The 19,054-nt window shown below is 38.8% G+C and carries 19 protein-coding genes and 1 pseudogene; all 20 read right to left on the reverse strand.

The window, feature by feature from the left end; translation table 11 throughout:
- Positions 1-134: 134 nt before the first annotated feature.
- A complete protein-coding gene (locus AB2B50_RS03915; RefSeq protein ID WP_320693254.1) occupies positions 135-1,826 on the reverse strand; it encodes a lactose-specific PTS transporter subunit EIIC in 1,692 nt (563 codons plus the stop codon).
- Positions 1,826-2,143, reverse strand: coding sequence for a PTS lactose/cellobiose transporter subunit IIA (locus AB2B50_RS03920; protein ID WP_049527213.1), 318 nt, complete (start codon positions 2,141-2,143; stop codon positions 1,826-1,828). Before AB2B50_RS03920 ends, AB2B50_RS03915 begins: the two co-directional genes overlap by 1 nt.
- A gap of 35 nt (positions 2,144-2,178) precedes the next feature.
- Positions 2,179-3,015, reverse strand: a complete 837-nt coding sequence (locus tag AB2B50_RS03925) for a transcription antiterminator (protein WP_320693255.1) — start codon at positions 3,013-3,015, stop codon at positions 2,179-2,181.
- Between the two features lie 234 nt (positions 3,016-3,249).
- A pseudogene (lacD, locus tag AB2B50_RS03930) lies at positions 3,250-4,307 on the reverse strand (tagatose-bisphosphate aldolase).
- A 1-nt stretch (position 4,308) separates the two neighbouring features.
- Complete coding sequence (locus AB2B50_RS03935) at positions 4,309-5,238, reverse strand: tagatose-6-phosphate kinase (protein WP_320693240.1); 930 nt, start codon at positions 5,236-5,238, stop codon at positions 4,309-4,311.
- Positions 5,239-5,248: 10 nt separating this feature from the next.
- On the reverse strand, positions 5,249-5,764 hold the full coding sequence (gene lacB, locus AB2B50_RS03940; protein ID WP_049526277.1) for a galactose-6-phosphate isomerase subunit LacB: 516 nt from the start codon (positions 5,762-5,764) through the stop codon (positions 5,249-5,251).
- Between the two features lie 148 nt (positions 5,765-5,912).
- A complete protein-coding gene (gene lacA, locus AB2B50_RS03945) occupies positions 5,913-6,338 on the reverse strand; it encodes a galactose-6-phosphate isomerase subunit LacA (protein ID WP_000029280.1) in 426 nt (141 codons plus the stop codon).
- A 257-nt stretch (positions 6,339-6,595) separates the two neighbouring features.
- Positions 6,596-7,489 carry an aldose 1-epimerase family protein gene (locus AB2B50_RS03950; RefSeq protein ID WP_320693241.1) on the reverse strand — a complete coding sequence of 298 codons (894 nt, stop codon included), beginning with the start codon at positions 7,487-7,489 and terminating at the stop codon, positions 6,596-6,598.
- A gap of 102 nt (positions 7,490-7,591) precedes the next feature.
- Positions 7,592-9,067 carry a PTS galactitol transporter subunit IIC gene (locus AB2B50_RS03955; RefSeq protein WP_045763399.1) on the reverse strand — a complete coding sequence of 492 codons (1,476 nt, stop codon included), beginning with the start codon at positions 9,065-9,067 and terminating at the stop codon, positions 7,592-7,594.
- Positions 9,068-9,111: 44 nt separating this feature from the next.
- Entirely contained in the window at positions 9,112-9,417 is a 306-nt protein-coding gene (locus AB2B50_RS03960) for a PTS sugar transporter subunit IIB (RefSeq protein ID WP_000590576.1), read from the reverse strand.
- A gap of 39 nt (positions 9,418-9,456) precedes the next feature.
- On the reverse strand, positions 9,457-9,933 hold the full coding sequence (locus AB2B50_RS03965) for a PTS sugar transporter subunit IIA (protein ID WP_000521965.1): 477 nt from the start codon (positions 9,931-9,933) through the stop codon (positions 9,457-9,459).
- A gap of 200 nt (positions 9,934-10,133) precedes the next feature.
- A complete protein-coding gene (locus AB2B50_RS03970; protein ID WP_049504634.1) occupies positions 10,134-10,742 on the reverse strand; it encodes a hypothetical protein in 609 nt (202 codons plus the stop codon).
- 197 nt (positions 10,743-10,939) lie between these two features.
- Complete coding sequence (gene lepA, locus AB2B50_RS03975; protein ID WP_320693242.1) at positions 10,940-12,763, reverse strand: translation elongation factor 4; 1,824 nt, start codon at positions 12,761-12,763, stop codon at positions 10,940-10,942.
- Between the two features lie 78 nt (positions 12,764-12,841).
- Entirely contained in the window at positions 12,842-13,570 is a 729-nt protein-coding gene (locus tag AB2B50_RS03980; protein ID WP_320693243.1) for a metallophosphoesterase family protein, read from the reverse strand.
- Positions 13,571-15,238 carry a DNA repair protein RecN gene (recN, locus tag AB2B50_RS03985; RefSeq protein WP_320693244.1) on the reverse strand — a complete coding sequence of 556 codons (1,668 nt, stop codon included), beginning with the start codon at positions 15,236-15,238 and terminating at the stop codon, positions 13,571-13,573.
- A gap of 6 nt (positions 15,239-15,244) precedes the next feature.
- Positions 15,245-15,676, reverse strand: a complete 432-nt coding sequence (locus AB2B50_RS03990; protein WP_320693245.1) for an arginine repressor — start codon at positions 15,674-15,676, stop codon at positions 15,245-15,247.
- On the reverse strand, positions 15,669-16,484 hold the full coding sequence (locus AB2B50_RS03995) for a TlyA family RNA methyltransferase (protein WP_320693246.1): 816 nt from the start codon (positions 16,482-16,484) through the stop codon (positions 15,669-15,671). The genes AB2B50_RS03990 and AB2B50_RS03995 overlap by 8 nt, the downstream gene beginning before the upstream one ends.
- Positions 16,477-17,352, reverse strand: a complete 876-nt coding sequence (locus AB2B50_RS04000; protein ID WP_320693247.1) for a polyprenyl synthetase family protein — start codon at positions 17,350-17,352, stop codon at positions 16,477-16,479. Before AB2B50_RS04000 ends, AB2B50_RS03995 begins: the two co-directional genes overlap by 8 nt.
- A complete protein-coding gene (locus tag AB2B50_RS04005) occupies positions 17,349-17,561 on the reverse strand; it encodes an exodeoxyribonuclease VII small subunit (RefSeq protein WP_000043228.1) in 213 nt (70 codons plus the stop codon). The genes AB2B50_RS04000 and AB2B50_RS04005 overlap by 4 nt, the downstream gene beginning before the upstream one ends.
- Positions 17,539-18,879 (reverse strand): exodeoxyribonuclease VII large subunit, encoded by a 1,341-nt coding sequence (gene xseA, locus AB2B50_RS04010; protein WP_320693248.1) that lies wholly within the window; start codon positions 18,877-18,879, stop codon positions 17,539-17,541. Before xseA ends, AB2B50_RS04005 begins: the two co-directional genes overlap by 23 nt.
- Positions 18,880-19,054: the final 175 nt, after the last annotated feature.

Below are 19,054 nucleotides of genomic sequence, written 5' to 3' on the forward strand. Positions count from 1 at the left end.
GTCCCTAAGGTTAGTCGAATTGTGACATGAGGAGGTAAAAACGATATCTTTTTACCGACGAATTAACAAGGCGATTAGGAAATTCGCCATAGCGATTTCCGTGATGATAGGAGACTGTTTTACAGTCCCTATCATCAATCGAATTGCGCTTGAACAAAGGCAAGAGCACCTTTACCATCACGAGTCAACTTGATGTATTGAGCTCCTTCAGTCTTAGCCAATTTGATTCCAAGTTTATCTGTTTCAGCCTTCATGTCCTCATAGTTTGAAGCTACTTGAGGAGCAAGGATAACAAGGTCAAATTCTGGCAACATTTCACGGTGAGCACCATAGCCACCAGCTGCTGCTTTAACTGGCACCTTGTACTCAGCTGCTGCTTTGTTCAAGGCGTTGGCAAGAAGACCACTTGTTCCTCCACCCGCACAAAGAACGAGTACGTTGGTTTCTTCTGTAATTGTATTTTGTGCTGATTCTACTCCAGCTTTTTCAAGGATAGCATCAGCTTTTGCAGTATTGAAGTTTGCGGCTACTTTTTCTTTTAATTCATCGTTGGCTTTACCAGAACGTTCTTCTTCAAGAATTTGTTCGTCATAAACTTTAAGGAATGGGTAGTAGATTGCAATATCCACTACGATTAACAATGCTGCAAGAGCAAATGACAAGAACTGGAAGTTTGTACCAAGGATAATACCAAGAGGTCCTGGTGTAGTCCATGGAAGATTGGCAGTAAATGAGTTCATGCCAAGCGTTTCAATAAAGAATTTGAAGATCCATACGTTTGCAATAGGTGCGAAGATAAATGGAATAAAGAAGATTGGGTTCAAAACAAGTGGTGCACCAAACAAGATTGGTTCATTTACACCGAAGAATGTAGGAACTACTGAAGCACGTCCGATGGCACGGTTACGCTTAGACTTACACAACCACATAAACATGAATGGAACTACAAGAGTTGCTCCTGTACCACCCATAGTGACGATAAACATTTGTGTACCAGATGTAAGGATCTTATCAGCGTGCATACCTTGTTGAAGAAGGTTCAAGTTGACTTCGGCATTTGCATAAGTAATCGCTGCAATGGCAGGTTCAACGATAGATGGGCCGTGAATACCGACAAACCAGAAGAAGGCAAAAGCACCAAAGATAATGGTAATACCAAGATAACCGTCTGCTGCTGAGAATAATGGAGCAAAGAATTTACCGATTGATTCTGCAACGCTTGCACCAACAAATTGACGAGCGAGCAAGTCAAGAGCATAAAGAGAAACAACTGAAAGCGTAAACGGAATAACGTCTTTAAAGACTTGTGAGATATTCGGTGGAACTTCGTCAGGCATGCGAATAGTAACGTTGTTCTTGACACAAACCTTATAGATAGCTACAGTTACGAAAGCTGCCAGGAAGGCTGAAAGCAACCCTTTTGTTCCAAGGAAACCAGTTGCAAAGCCACCCTCGATTGGGTCAGCTGCTAACATCAGCAAACCAACAATAGCCGCCAATAGCGTTGACATATAGTTGATTTGGTTGGTTTTCTCCATACTACGATTGACGGAGTCTGTTAAAGATTTAGCAGTGGTACCAGCTACCAAGACTGCTAGAATCCCCATAGAGTAGCTGTAAGGTTTCATCAAAAGTGCTACTACTTCATCAGACCATTTAAAGCCCCAAGAGTTTGGAACAAAAGCAATCAAGATAAAAATACTTGAGAAGAGAATGACTGGCATTCCTGCGATAAATCCATCCCGAATAGCACGAAGATAGATATTTCGAGATAGTTTTTCAAAGAAAGGCTTCCCTTTCTCGATATAGGCAATTAACTTATTCATTATTTAGCTCCTCTTTTATAAAGTTCAATTAAATGATGCACCAAATCTTTTAGCAAGATTGTTGTCATCAGGTGATCTTGTCCGTGCATCATTGTGATGCTGTATGGAATTTCTTCCCCTGCAGCTTCTTGAGCAAGCATAGATGTTTGCGCTTTGTGAGCTTCCGCAATGCAACCTGCTGCTTCTTCAACAAGAGCTTCTGCTTTAGCAAAATCGCTAGCTTCAGCAGCCTTCAAAGCTTCTAATAATTTTGAACGAGCATCACCTGCATAGGCAACGATTTCAAAACCTAACAATGTTACTTCTTCTCTATTCATGATAGAATTCCCCTTATATATTTTTTAGTAAAGCGTTATGACAATAAACGTTGGATGTGTAGAACAAGATAAACTCGTTCACTCTTGTAGAGGTCAAGACCAGTTTCCTGAGCAATGACCTCATAAATTTTGCTACCAATCTCGAATGCTTCTGGATAGGTATTCTTTATATGTTCTTCCATATCGAGCAAGGATTGATTATCATCGCGACTACGATCCAGATAATCCAAGAAATAATTTAGATGAATCATAAAGCGGTCGTAGAAATTATTATTTTCAGGTGTTCGCTGGATTTTATAACTCTTCAAAACGCTTTCAACCCTCTTTAAAATTTCCTTTCTCTTATCAATCGACTCAACAACTTCGACTTCACTCTCACCTTCGGCATTGATGAAATGATAAGCGATACGAATGATTTCGTCTTCAGGAAAATTTTCTGTCAGTTTTTGACGATAAATTTCAAAAGCTTCTTGTGCAATTTGAAAAGCGACTGGATACTTGGCAGAAATATCAGGCAAGTTACTATCCTTATAGCGTCCTTGGCTAATAGCCTGATAGGAACAATAGATATGGTCTGTCAGAGTGACGTATAGATACTCTTGGACAGGATATTGATATTTTTTAGAAAGATTATCAATAATCTCATAAGTGACCGTAATAAAATCAAGCGGTACATCCTTGAGAAGAGCCATAAAATTTTCTCGCGACTCTTCTGTTTTCATCCGAAAAACTTTTTCAACCTGATCCTCAGAAATCAAATCTCCCTTCTTCTTACCGAATGAAATACCCTTACCAATTACGATCAACTCCTCTCCTTTGCTATTCCGCACGAGAGAAACATTGTTATTCATTGGATTTAATATCCGATACATGGCAACCTCCTTGCCCTAATATTTAAGTTTTGTGAGCATAAAAAATGACCACAAATGAACTCAGAAAATATACATCTGAGTCATCTGTGATCATGCCTAATATTACTTAGTAACACTCACTTTTTATTAACTTGTGACTTAAGTATAGCACAAGATTTTTATTTTGTAAACCTTTACATACAACTTTTTTTAAAAGTTTTTTAGCTAGGTTTTAGGACATAAAAGGGGGGAAATTTAGACACGTTCGGTCCATGAAGTTGCTGTTGTTTGAAGAACTTTATTCAATTCATCAATATTTTGGAATCCAGTTGTACGCAACCATTCACGAGCTGCTGCTTCACCTTCTTTGATATAAGGTTCAACTGAACCCGCCCAAGTAGCACGACCACAAAGTACACCGTTGAAACGAGCACCTGAATCATGAGCAAAGACAAGTGTTTCTTGGAAGAGCTTAGCGGATACACCTGCACTCAAGTAGATGTATGGCAAGTTAGTAGCTTCGTCTTGAGCTTTGAAGAATGCTGCTGCTTCTTCACGTGTATGAACGATTTCGCCATCACCAAAACCTTCAACGTATTTCACGNAGCTTTGAAGAATGCTGCTGCTTCTTCACGTGTATGAACGATTTCGCCATCACCAAAACCTTCAACGTATTTCACGTTAACTGGAACTTCTACTTTCAAGACATCGATGTTGAAACGTGGATCTGAGAAGACTTTCATAGCGCCGATAACCTTGTGTGGTTTTACTTTAGCGTATTCAGCAGAACCTGCGTCAGCAATCTTTTCATCGTAAGCCAAGATTTCAAGGAAGAATGGAATGTCTTCAGCTACACACTCAGAACCAATACGTTCAATGTAGGCTTGTTTTTGTTGGTTGAGTTCGTCAGAGCTATCGACGTCATAGTAAAGCAAGAACTTAACAGCATCTGCACCGTGTTCCTTGATACGTTTTGCAGACCAAACATCCAAGCAGTCTGGCAAACGTTTTGTACTTGTTGTGTCGTATCCAGTTTTTTCATAAGCAAGGAGAAGACCAGCTTTTGGATCAAGAGCTTTTGTAGCTGGAAATCCATATTCAGGGTCAAGAAGCATTGATGAAGCGTATTTTGTCAATTCATCCGCTACCAATACTTTAAGTTCTTCCATTTGAGCAACTGTTGGCTCTTCTGTTTGGTATTGAGCCATGAGGCGTTTCAAAGCACCACGTTGGTCAAAGGCGAGAGCTGAGATGATACCATTTTCATCAGAGAGTTTTTGCATACAAGCGCGTTTATTTTCTGTTAAAACCATTTTATACCTCTTTCACTACTAGTTGGTCATATAGGCCTTGATAGTTTGCCATATTGACATGACCGGTCATTTTTTCTTGAGCATTTAGCATACCAAGGACATTAGCCTTAGTCAGTAATTCTTGATCAGATTCTTTATGGAACAATCCTGAAGCAATACCTGCTACTGTAGAATCACCAGATCCAACTGGGTTTACAACTTGGATTCTTGGAATATCTACTTTATAGAAAGTGTCCCCGTGCTTAGCAAAGGCACCATTAGCACCTAAGGAAACGATGATCCACTCAATTCCTTCAAATAGGGGCTCTTGAAGAACCTCTTTTAATTCATCCAAGTCTTTAGAAATTTCTCTTCCTAAAAGTTGAGACAATTCTTCATTATTTGGTTTGATAACTGTTGGCTTATGTGGAGATTCAAGAACCGCCTGAAGTGAAGCTCCTGAACAGTCCAAGACAACAGGTTTACCAGCTTGGTTAGCAAGTTCAACCAGACTAGCATAATAATCCACTGGTAGTCCTGCTGGTAGACTACCTGAAATGGCCACTACCTCTACAGTCTCTAAAAGTTCTTTGAAATGAGCCAAGAAATCTTGACCTTCTTTTTCTTGAACTTCAGGACCTTTTTCTAGGATTTCTGTTTGGTTTTCTCCATGTAGAATTGCGATACAGTTACGAGTTTCACCTTGAATAGAGAAGAAACGTTTGCTTACTTTATCATCAATATTTTCTACTAAAAAATCACCAAGTTTACCACCGACAAGTCCTGTTGCGACTACGGAGTCACCAAATTCTGATAGGACCCGAGTAACATTAAGACCTTTACCACCAGCCGTTTTCGTAACATCTACAACACGGTTGACAGTGTCAATTTTTAATTCATCCAAAGGATAGGAAATATCAATGGATGGGTTCATTGTGACTGTTAAAATCATAAGTCACCTCTTAGTCGTGGTATTCACCACGATCCCATTTTTCAAGGAACTCTGTAAAGAAGTTGGCATCAGTTTGATGGTCGTTATGAGTTTCAACGTGTTGAATTTTAGCGATCAATTTTTTGTTTTCTTCAGATGGTTTGTATTCAGCGTTGATGAAAGCATCAATGATATCACACATGAGCAATTCACCAGTGATTTTACCACCAAATCCGATTACGTTGGCATTCAATTGTTCTTTTGCATATAAAGCTGTTGTCATATCGCGAACCAAAGCAGAACGAACACCTGGAACCTTGTTAACAGCGTTATTGATACCTACACCAGTACCACAGATACATACACCAAGATCAGCTTGGCCACTAACTACTGCTTCACCAACTTTTTTACCAAAGATTGGGTAGTGTGTACGAGCGTGGTCATAAGTACCAAAGTCGATGACTTCATGTCCTTTTGATTTCAAAAATTCTGAAACCGCCATTTTTTCATTTGTTACGATGTGGTCACATCCAATTGCAATTCTCATTAGTTATTCCCTCCGATTAATTATATAAATCTAATATCATTTATCCTTACTCAAGAAAAATCAAGATTAGCTTAGGAAGCGAGCTGCGAGCATAACTGAGGTTAGCTAAAGTGAGCTGACGACAGATTATCTTGATTTTTGAAGAGTATTAGCACATTTTGTTCAACATGTCGACACGGATTTGGTGACGACCGCCGTCATACTTACCATTTACAAAGCCTTTAGCGATGTTCTTAGCCAATTCGTCACCAACAAGTTGAGCACCCATAGTAATCATACGTGAGTTGTTGTGACCACGAGTCATATAAGCTGAACGTTCGTCAGATACTTCTGCAGCAACCATTCCTTTGATTTTAGTTGCAACCATAAATGGACCTGCACCATAAGCATCAATGACAATACCAAGGTTTTGTTCTTCTTTTTTAACTTCTTCAGCAACTGCAAGAGTTACATCAACGAAGTCTTGACCTTCAGCTGTAACATCCACAACGTGGAAGTTTTCTTTTTCCAAGAAATCTTTAACGACTTCTTTCAATCTCAAACCTGCAGCATCTGCACCAATAACAATAGACATATTGTATACTCCTTTTTTATATAGACCAGTAAAAATTTTTTGGTTCTGGAAAGAAAATGACCATCACCAAGTAGTTACTAGTAGTTTTTGTTGACTATTTTAGTTTAAGAATGATTTATCTAATCATTCTTTGTAACTTCTCCTTTGAGAAATTGGAAGAATAACTTGTTAAAACAAACACAAATTGTTCTTTCTAAACATAATATACTACTATTGTTTAAAAAAGTCAACAGTTTATGTTTGTTTTTGTTTATTTTTTAGAAAATTTCTATATCAAAACCAATTTGATCACTTTGACCTGGATTTAAGATTCGAACATTTTTCTTATCTTCTAGATGATCGCCCTCTTCGAGTGAAGTTGACAAACCTGACCAAGGTTCCAGAGCAAGGAAAGGACCTTTATTAAGCGTTGACCAAACGATGAGGTTTGGAAACTCTTCAAAGTCCAGTTTTAATCCCTTATCATGCTTACGTGACCGTAAGGAAACAGAGCGCGAGGCTAACTCATCTAAAGTCACAGCATCATAGCTAAAGAAATCATAGTTTAGATCCAATTCTTTTTGCTCTTTTAACCAGCTACTTCTATCTTGAAAATCTAACATCCCTGTTTCTGGGAATGGTTTGGGAACTGTACAAGTTTCTGGCTTTTCAAATTCAAGATAGTAGTCTTCATAAGCTTCATCATCAAATAAAGGACAGTTAAAGCCTGGATGTCCACCAATAAAATATGGCATTTTCTTATCTGTTTCCTTATTGGTAACTTGATACTGTGTTCGAATAGTCTTTCCAGTAACAGTATAAGTTATTTCTAGTCGAAAATGATAGGGATAATTCTCATACATGTCTTGGTCATCTTCGATAGCAAAGGTGACAGAATTCTCTGTTTGTTCTACTAATTCAAATTCTTTTTTTCGAACCAAACCATGACGTGGAATTTTACCTTTTACTTGACTATCATCTTCTTGATCATACAAGACAGTATCATTTCTAACGGATCCACAAATTGGAAATAGAACAGGTGCTTGTCCACTCCAGTAAGTTGGATCACCTTGCCACAAATATTCAATTCCATCTTTGTCTTTTATCGAAGAAAGTGCACCACCAAAAGTTTGAAACTGTACACTTAACTGTTCTGTTTTTAATTCAATCATTAGAATTACCTCCATTTATTTAAGGCCTAAAAAACTAGGCTGTCGACTCCAGATTTGGAAACTGACAACCTAGTTTTTACAATTTACATTTTTAGGAGCGAATTATTTTGCGTTTGCTGCGTATTCTTCATTACGTTTGATCATTTGTTTTCTGTACCATGCAAAGATACCAACGTAGAATACTAGGAATACTAATGCGCCAAGGATAGCTTTGATATCACCAGTTGTAGCGTTACCAATTGCCCAACCAAATAGTTTTTCGATTGGTCCTTCAAGAGTTGAGTGAGTAATCAATTGAGTTTGGCTTACACCTTCTGGGAAGGCACCTACACCTTTAGCAAGTTCTGTTGCAAATGGTGCGATAAGTGTACCTGAAAGAAGGAAGAGTGGCAACAAGAGTGTTCCGAAGATAATCATACGAAGCAATTTACCACGAGTAACTACCAAGAGAGCTGGAGTTACACCCATTGCAATGATACCAGCAAGTGGCAAGATACCATTTCCGACATTTGAAAGAAGCACTGCTTCAACCAACATGATTGGTGCAAGTACGTTAGCACAAGCCCAGATTTCAGCACGACCAGCGATAAATGGCCAGTCAAGACCGATATTGAATTTACGTCCTTGAAGACGTTTAGTAGCAACGTTTGTAATACCTTGTGAAAGTGGTTCTACGGCTGCGATGAACCATGAACCGATCAATGAGAAGAGCTCCAAGCAGACACCGGCAGTCAAACCAAGTGACAACCAACCTTTAATAACAAGTTCCCATTTATCAGCACCTTCAACACCAGGAACTGGATGTGGAGTTCCCATCAAACCGATAACGATACCAAGGATGAAACCGATGAAGAATTTAGATCCCCAGAAACCGATTCGTTTATTCAATTTAGCAGCGTCAAAGTCGTATTTATCAAGACCTGGGAAGAGTTTATCAAAAATCTTATCCAAAACCATGATAACTGGGTTCATCATGTAGTTCATGTGAGTTGAAGTCATTGGTGATGAACTTGGTGCGTTAAGAAGGTCATCAAATGTTGGTTTCATCAAGTCAGAGTTGATGATTTTAAGAACCCCAACAAGAACAACTGCTGCAGTCGCGATGAAGAGTGAAACTCCTTGGCTAACTCCATTGTTGTCAGCGTACCATTTGATCAAAAGACCTGTGATAGACAAGTGCCAGATATCAAAGATATCGACGTCAAGTGTATCAGTTTTCTTCATTGCAAGCATTACAATGTTGACGATCAACATCACAAGCAAGAAGTAAAGTGTCCAAGCTGAACCCCAAGTGATTGTAGCAAGTGGTGCCCAACCAACGTCGGTAATATTCAATTGAATACCAGTGTTTTCAACGAATTTTGCAAGAGACGCTGAGAAAGCACCATTTAACATACCGATGATAGCACCGATACCAGTAAGAGCGATGGCAAGTTTGATACCACCTTCAAGCGCTTTGGAGAATTTCACTCCAAAAAGTAGAGCCAATAAAGTCAAAATGATCAGCATGATGATCGGTCCACCCATTTCCAAGATAGGTTTGAACAGCTTATTGGCTAGTTCGATAATGATATCCATAATTTTCCTCCCTTTATTTTTATGGAATATTTACAAATTAATAATTAACTTAGACCATGTTCTTTGATAGCTGCTTCAATATTGTCATAAACTGGAGCGCTCATAGCTGGAATACGGAACAAGATTGGTCCTGCTTCAACGACTGGAATACCTGGTTCAAAACCTAAATCAGTAGCAGCGATTGGTGTGAAGATATCATAACCTTTAATCAAGTCTTCATTGACATCTTTTACCATAACAGCATCACATTGAACATCGTACCCACGGTTAGAAAGTTCTTCTTCAAGAGCACTTTTAATTTGGTGGCTTGAGTTAACACCTGCACCACAAGCAGCAAGAATTTTAATCATTTGGATTTCCTCCGTTTTTATATAAAAATTATTAACAAATTAAGCAGTCGCTTCTGAGATGTATTGGAACAAAGCTTCAGGTTCCGTAATCTTAGACAGCGCTTCAAGATGACCATTGCCTGTAAAGAAGTCCATCAACTGTGCAAGTATATTTGTTTGACTTGAACTTGAATTGTTGATGATAAAGAAGAGTAATGATACTTCTACTTCCTTATCAGGTGCAATCATATTGTGGAACGTGACTGGTTTTTCCAGACGAACCACGACAACATTTTCAGTTAGATTATGAATTGTATCAGTATGAGGGATAGCTACGTTAGGCAAATCCTTCCCTAAAAACTCCATATCCAAACCAGTTGGGAACGATTTTTCACGTTCAATCAAGGCCGATCGATAGGTCTCTGTAACAACTTTCTTTTCTTCCAGTAGGGTTGCAACTTGATCGAAAAGTTGCTCTTGATTATCTGCTTCTAAGCAAAAGACTAGGTCTTTGTCAAAGAAATGATCTAATCCCATGACCTTCTCCCTTCATATTAAACTTTTATGGTACAAGTATAACACTATATGAAACCGTTGTCAATGTTTTTTTGTTGTATTTTGTTTGATATTTATTTTTTTTGTTTACGAATTAAACATTTAATGATTTCAAACATATTTTTTATAATTTCCTAATAAATATAATAAAAAAAACAGGAATGACTCCTGTTTTCACGATGTTAACTCTTTTTATTGGTCCAACTTTCTTCCACCATTGGAAGGAGATTTTTTAATACCTCTGGAACACCTTCAAGAGAAACATATCTAAACTTACCATCATCAGATTTAAATACCCAGATAATTAAGTATTTACCATTTTTAGCAATACAGTTTACTACATAGGCCTCATAGCCACCGATAGTTGATTTTGACCCCCATACCTTGGAAAAGTCTTGACTTTTCTGTTTAGATTCATAAATACTAGTTGAGATTTGAACAGTTTCAAGCGCAGCGTACTCACTTTCACTAATACCAAACTGCTCTGGTTTAAAGGTATTGAGAGTTACAATATTGACATCCGTCCCATCACAATACTGAATGTCATCTCCACCTTCAATTTCTTTGAAATGAACCCATGATTTAGGAATTTTCACATATCCATAATCATCAGATCCAACTATTTGAGTTTCTTCCGTCTGCTTTTGCGATGAACTAGGCTCTTGACTTGAAACTTCTTGAACACTAGAAGAGGCTTCTGTCTTTACTTCATTTGTCTTCTCTGAATTGCTACAAGCAATTAGACTAAGACTACAAAGTAAAAGTGTAGATAAAGTTATTATTTTTTTCATGATAACTCTCCTTTCACTTCTATTTTAAAGTATGAAGAGAAAAGTGTCAAAAAATTACTGTATTTTGACACTTTACAAAATCAATTGAGTGATTCAAAACAAAGAAAAAGATTGAAGAAAATTGTCCAAAATGGACTTTTCTTCAATCTAAATCAACTGATCGATTTATTACAATCTATGCTATTCTCACATAGCGACTATTCTTCATCCATGCTTAATACGCTGAGAAAGGCTTCTTGTGGGACTTCTACTGAACCGATGGCTTTCATACGTTTCTTACCAGCTTTTTGTTTTTCAAGAAGTTTGCGTTTACGAGAAACGTCACCACCATAACACTTGGCAAGAACATTCTTACGAAGGGCTTTAATATCTGTACGAGCCACAATCTTATGTCCAATAGCTGCCTGAATCGGTACCTCAAACTGTTGACGAGGAATGATTTTCTTGAGCTTATCAACGATGAGTTTCCCACGTTCGTAGGCAAAGTCCTTGTGAACGATAAAGCTGAGAGCATCCACCTTATCACCATTAAGAAGGATATCCATTTTCACCAGCTTAGATGGACGATACTCTGACAATTCATAGTCAAAGCTTGCATAACCACGTGTTGAAGATTTAAGCTTATCAAAGAAGTCAAAGACAATCTCAGCTAGTGGGATTTGATAGATAACATTAACACGATTGTCATCGATATAATCCATCGTCACAAAGTCACCACGTTTGCGCTGAGCTAATTCCATTACTGCTCCGACGAATTCTTGCGGTACCATGATTTGTGCCTTAACATAAGGTTCTTCGATAGTTGCAATCTTTGTAGGATCTGGGAACTCGGATGGGTTAGACACATCCATAGACTCACCATCAGTCTGATTAACCTTGTAGATAACAGATGGTGCAGTCATAATAAGGTCGATGTTAAACTCACGTTCCAAACGTTCCTGAATAACATCCATATGAAGAAGTCCAAGGAAACCACAACGGAAACCAAATCCAAGAGCCTGGGATGTTTCTGGTTCAAACTGCAAGCTAGCATCATTTAGTTGCAATTTTTCAAGAGCTTCACGAAGGTCATTGTATTTATTTGACTCGATTGGATAGAGACCTGCGAAAACCATCGGATTCATCTGCTTGTATCCTGAAAGTGGTTCGGTCGCTGGATTTGTCGCCAAGGTTACTGTATCACCGACACGTGTGTCCTGAACAGTCTTGATAGAAGCCGCGATATAACCAACATCACCCGTCGCAAGGAAATCACGCCCAACTGCTTTAGGTGTAAAAATTCCGACTTCAGTTACATCGAAGGTTTTACCATTGCTCATGAGCTGAATCTTATCACCAGGTTTGACTACTCCATCCATGACACGAACTTGGAGGATAACTCCACGATAGGCATCATAAACTGAGTCGAAAATCAAGGCTTTCAATGGTGCTGACACGTCACCAGTTGGGGCTGGTACTTTTTCGACAATTTGTTCGAGAATTTCTTCGATACCGATACCCGCCTTGGCTGAAGCCAATACTGTTTCGCTAGCATCTAGACCAATGACATCTTCGATTTCTGTACGCACGCGCTCTGGATCTGCTGCTGGTAGGTCAATTTTATTGATAACTGGAAGGATTTCCAAATCATTATCCAAAGCAAGATAGACGTTTGCCAGTGTTTGAGCCTCAATCCCTTGGGCAGCATCAACGACCAAAATAGCACCTTCACAGGCAGCTAGGGAACGTGAAACCTCATAGGTAAAGTCCACGTGTCCAGGTGTGTCAATCAAGTGGAAGATATAAGTCTCACCATCTTTAGCCGTATAATTAAGCTCGATAGCATTAAGCTTGATAGTAATTCCACGTTCACGTTCAAGGTCCATACTATCAAGAAGTTGGGCCTGCATTTCACGACTGGAAACTGTCTCTGTCTTTTCCAAAATACGGTCTGCTAGTGTTGACTTTCCATGGTCAATATGGGCGATAATAGAGAAGTTACGAATCTTCTCCTGTCGTTTTTTCAATTCTTCTAAGTTCATCATTCTCTTCCTTTCAGGGTATCTATTAATTATAAATTGTTTTTAACATTTTGACAAGACCATACCCTGTTAGGAGTACTAATCTTCAGCAACAAAGCCGTCATTTTCAATGAAGTAATGTTCTGTCATACCTTGGTCGGTAAAGACAATCCCATGAAGGACACCGCCGTAAACAGCTCCTCCATCCATTCCAATCTTACCGTCTTCTGTCATCCAAAGTTCAGATGTACCAGGTTTTTGATCCAACAAACCATAGACTGGTGTATGTCCAAAGACAATGGTTTTTCCAGTATGATTGGCTGCTTCATGAAATGGTTTTCTGAGCCATACCTTCTTATAATCGGTAGTATCATGCCAATCATCCAAAGTCAAATCAATACCGGCATGAACAAAGATATACTTATCTGTTTCAATGACAAAAGGCATCTGACGGATAAATTCCACTAAGTCGGCTGCTTCACTCTCAACACGCTTTGCATCTGCTACTCCATCTACTGGTGCATCTAGAGGACGGCCTAAAATAGAATTAATGGTTGTATCCCCACCATTTCGACGATAGTGGTCATAGCTTTCTTCAGGGTTATCCAACCAAGTTAAAAACATATACTCATGGTTTCCTGATAAGCAGATAGCTCCCTGATTGTCGACCAAGTCTTTGACCATTTCAAGAACACGGCGACTATCTTCTCCTCTATCAATCAAATCTCCAAGAAAGAGTAATTGAGTCTTACCATCCCATGTTTTAAGTAAATCTTCTAACATTCCAGCTTTTCCGTGGACATCACCAATTACATAATAGTCTGTCATTTATTTCTCCTTACTTTGTAATAATTCTCTCGCTTGAGTCAATGCTGCTTCTGTCACATTCTCCCCAGCCAACATCTTAGCGACTTCTTCAATCCTTTCTTCAACTGTCAACAAGCGAACTGTTGAAACGGTTGAATGTTCATTGCTAATCTTTTCAATGAAGAACTGATAATCTGCAATCGCAATGACTTGAGGAAGGTGAGAAATAGCTAATACTTGACCGTGCTGTCCAATTTTATGAATCTTTTGTGCAATGGCTTGAGCTACACGACCTGAAACTCCCGTATCCACCTCATCAAAGACGATACTGGTCTTGCCTTCCTTACGAGAAAAAGCTGACTTGATAGCTAACATCAAACGAGACAACTCTCCACCAGAAGCTACTTTTACCAATGGTTTAAAATCTTCTCCAGGGTTGGTTGAAATGTAAAATTCAACACTCTCATTACCTTCGCGACTGAATTTTCCTTGACTAAAACGAACTTGAAATTGTGCTTTCTCCATGTATAGGTCTTGCAATTCTTGCTTGATTTCAGCTTCTAGGTCCTGCGCTATTTTATGGCGAGCTTGAGCAACTTGACCTGCTAGATCCACAAGATTTTTTTCAAGTTTCTTGAGTTCGATTTCCATATCTTCAGAAGATAGATTATTTCCTGTTAGAAGATTGTATTCGTCTGTAATTTTGGCAAAGTATTCAAGGACATCATCCACACTACCACCATACTTACGGGTAGTGGTGTGAATTAAATCTAGTCGGCTTTCAACCTGCATCAAACGATTACCATCAAAATCTAAATCATCAATAATGGATTCCAATCGCTTGGTTATATCTTCTAGAACATAATAGGATTCAGAAAGGGAGTTTGAAATCTCACGATACTCTGGATCGAACTCTTCAAGACTTTCCATATCATTCATGGCCGAACGAACATTTGCAAGGCTTGAAAATTCTTCATTATCAAGCATACTATAAGCATTTGTTAAAGTATCGGCGATATGTTTATGGTTAAGAAGTTTGTCTCTTTCTTGATTAAGGGCAATATCTTCACCCGCTTTCAAATTAGCTGCTTCAATCTCAGCCATCTGAAATTCCAACATCTCAATTCGCGCCTTGTGTTCTTGCTGATTTTTTTTGATGTCAAGCACTTGCTTGCGCATACGGCGATAGTTATCAAAGCTCAACTGATAGGCTTCTTTTAATTCAAAGAAAGAAGCATCCCCAAACTCATCCAACATCTGGATATGTCGATGTGGGCGCATTAACTCCTCTTGGTCATGTTGACCATGTATATCAACTAGCTGTTGACCAATCGTCCTTAATACTGAAAGATTAACCATCTGTCCATTGACACGACTGATGCTCCGACCGTTTTGTAAAATTTCGCGACGAATAATGATTTCATCACTCAATTCTAATCCTTGTTCATCAAAAATTTCTTCTAGCGCGCGGTTACTTTCAATTGAAAAAAGACCTTCAATTTCCGCTTTTGGTGCCCCATGACGAATGACTTCTGTTGTAGCTCGAGCTCCTAACATCATATTCATAGCGTCAATAATGATTGATTTACCGGCACCTGTTTCACCGGTTAAAACTGTCATCCCTTGTTCAAAGTTCAAAGAAATTGATTCGATGATAGCAAAATTTTTAATCGAAATTTCCAGTAACATATAATCCTACCAATTTTTAACTTGCTCAAAAATATCCTTGGCTGTTTCTTCACTTCTCAATACCATCAAGATGGAATTATCATCAGCAATACAGCTAAAAATTTGGTCAGAAAAAACAGTCATCAACTGACTCTTGACGAAAATAGTATTTCCTGGAATGACATGCAAATTGATCATATGCCCCATGCGTTCAGCATGAATAATATTATTTTCTGCCAACTGCAAGCTTCTAACGATTGATTTTGGTAATTCATAAATGTAAGTATTGTCTTTCAATGGAATTTTTACAATACCTAATTCTTTAATATCTCGGGAGACTGTTGCTTGAGTAGCAGAGATACCCGCTTCTCTCAAGTGTTCAACGATTTCTTCCTGTGTGCCGATTTGATAATCTGTAACAAATCTTCTAATCTTCTCAAGTCTCTCTTTTTTATTCATCTTTAAATTCTCTATGTGCTTTCTCCACTATTTTTTCTATTTCAGAAGTAACCTGATTGATTGCGTGATCTTCTTTTCGCAAATAGGCTAAAAACTCGATATTCCCATGACCACCTTGAATAGGAGAATAGTCCAATCCTAAGACTGAAAATCCTTCTTCAACTGCCATTTTAGTAACTGATTCTAAAACATTTTGGTGAATCTTGGCATCTCTGATAATCCCATTCTTACCAATCTGCTCACGTCCAGCCTCAAACTGAGGCTTAACTAGAGCAACAACCTGCCCTTGGTCAGCTAAAACTCGGTGCAGAGCTGGCAAAATAAGGCCTAAGGAAATAAAACTGACATCGATACTGGCAAAACTTGGTTCCTGATTAAAGTCGGTCTTTTCAGCATAACGGAAATTAAACTGCTCCATACTTAAAACACGAGGATCTTGGCGTAATTTCCATGCCAGTTGGTTAGTACCAACATCAACTGCAAAAACTAGTTTAGCACCATTTTGCAACATGACGTCCGTAAAACCACCTGTTGAAGCTCCGATATCAATGGTCGTTTGTCCCTCAACTGATAGATCAAAAATATCTAGCGCCTTCTCAAGTTTCAAGCCACCACGACTAACATACTTAAGTTTCTCGCCCTTGAGTTTCAACTCTGTATCGTCAGGAATTTTTTCTCCTGGTTTATCAAATCGTTCGCCATTTAAAACAGCGACTACCAAACCAGCCATAACACCACGTTTGGCTTGTTCTCTCGTTTCAAATAAGCCCTGTTTGTATGCTAGTACATCTACTCTTTCCTTAGCCATTGATTCTCAAACTTTCTACTATTTTCACAATTGGTTCTTTGTCAAAGCTCACAACTCGGCTAATCTCTTCTAGTTTCGCATTAGCTTGATCCAAGGTTTGATTGCAAAATGCTACCGCCTGATCTAATCCTAACAAAGCAGGATAGGTTGACTTTTCGGCCTGCAAGTCTTTCTGTGGGGTTTTTCCTATTTCCTCAAAGCTAGCGGTAACATCAAGCACATCATCTCTCACTTGGAAAGCCAGGCCAATCAACTCGCCAACTGTTTTAAGCTGCTTCTGAAGATTTTCATCCAATCCAGCAATGATTCCAGCCGCTTGGAAAGGAAAGGCTAAAAGTTTACCAGTTTTATTAGCATGAATTGTCTGAAGTTCCTCTAAATTCAAGTGTTTTCTTTCGCCTTCCATATCTAAAACTTGTCCAGCTACCATCCCCATACTTCCAGAAGCAAGTGATAAATTAACTATTAAATCCACCTTTATTTGACTCGGCAAATCAGCTTGAGCAATTAAAGCATAGGGATCCAAAAAAAGCGCATCCCCTGCTAAAATAGCTAGAGCTTCACCATACACCTTATGGTTGGTCAAACGCCCCCGACGAAAATCATCATTATCCATAGCAGGAAGATCATCATGAATCAAACTACCTGTGTGAATCATCTCAAGCGCTGCCGCAACTTGAGCACATTCCTGGGTGATAGGCACTTTCAAGGAGTCCAAAACTTCTAAAAGCAAATAAGGACGAATCCTTTTTCCACCTGCATGTATGGAATAAAGAACAGCTTCTCTTAAACTGGACGCAAATTGTTGCTTGCCATAAAAGTCTTCAAGAGCTGACTCGACCAAAGCTAGTTTTTCCTGCTTGTTCATACCAGTTCACTTTCTGTTCCATCTTCTTGCATAACCTTGACCAAGGTCTTTTCAGCCTTATCAAGTGTTGCCTGCAATTCTTTGGATAAGAGCATTCCTTTTTGAAATGCAGAAATAGCATCTTCCAAAGCAATTTCACCATTTTCTAAGCTTTGAACAATCGTTTCAAGCTCTGCTAGATTTTCCTCAAATTTCTTTTGTTTTGACATCTCTTACCTCTAATTCTACTTGACCGTCCCTCATCAACAGTGATACTTGGTCATTTTCTTTCAAATCTTTCGCAGAAGCCACTACAACTTCTCCTTTTTTGACAATTGCATAACCTCTGGCTACAATTCGACTAGTATCTAGCATAAGGAGAGCTTCTGATAGGCGTTTTACTTCTGCTACTTTTGCATCATAGGTTACAGCCATCTGACTTCGTAGCAGTTTCTTTAATTGTTGGATACGATCCTGATAACGCTGGATTTTGATAATTGGTGATAATTGTTCCAAACGGTGGACTTGTTCTTGCACCTTTTGTTGATTTCGAACCAATTCAGCATTCAGTCCTTGCTTCAGTCGTAGCTGTAACTGATCCAAGCGTTGTAGATAACCGTCATATAAACGCTCTGGTTGCCTGAAGATGACCGATTGACTGAGGATTCTCAAAGCTTCTTGTTTCTTTGACAAACTATACTTAACCGCTGTAGCCATGCGTTTTTCTTGATTCTGAAGATAGGTCAAAAGATCTAACTTAGTTACTGGTGTAGCGAGTTCAGCAGCAGCTGTCGGCGTTGCCGCTCTCTTATCAGCCACAAAATCAGCCAAGGTAACATCCGTTTCATGACCTACACTCGAAATAATCGGTAAACGAGATTCAAAAATTGCTCGAACTACAATTTCTTCGTTAAAGGCCCAAAGATCTTCAATGGAACCTCCCCCACGGCCGATAATCAGAACATCTAAGTCATCGCGTTCATTGGCTCTAGTTATATTACGAGCAATTTCCTCTGCAGCACCCTCACCTTGAACTTTAGTAGGATATAAGACAATTTCCACACCAGGGAAGCGTCTACTGACTGTAGTGATGATATCTTGGATAACAGCACCACTTCGACTGGTCACCACTCCAATTCTCTTTGAAAATTGTGGTAAAGATTGTTTAAAGTGTTCTTGAAAAAGACCTTCTTCTGCCAGTTTCTTCTTAAGCTGTTCAAATTGGATAGCCAAGGCACCGACACCGTCTGGTTCAGCTCTTTCAATGATAATCGAATAACTCCCACTTGGCTCATAGACTTGGACGCGACCAACCACATTGATCTTCATACCTTCTTCCAAATCAAAACCTAGTTTCTGATAAATACCTGACCAAATGGTTGCCTGAATAACTGCACGATCATCCTTAAGAGAAAAATACTGATGAGTTGGTCGCTTGCGGAAGTTAGAGACTTGACCAGTTAAATAGACCCGTTCCAAGTAGGGGTCTTTATCGAATTTCATTTTTAAATACTTGGTCAAAGTTGTAACCGATAAATACTTTTCCATCTCTACCTCCTTCTTTTCTCTAGTTTTTCCTGGGTATTATTATACCAAAAATATGCTTAAAAATCTTTAATTTCCACCTAGAATAGTGAAAATACAGGGAATTTATGTGCGAAATTATTTCTTAATATTTTGGCTCTATAATATTTGTAGTGGGTAAATCCCCTATGGATATTAT

It is taken from the genome of Streptococcus fermentans (assembly GCF_040888305.1).
In the GTDB taxonomy this organism is placed as follows: domain Bacteria; phylum Bacillota; class Bacilli; order Lactobacillales; family Streptococcaceae; genus Streptococcus; species Streptococcus fermentans.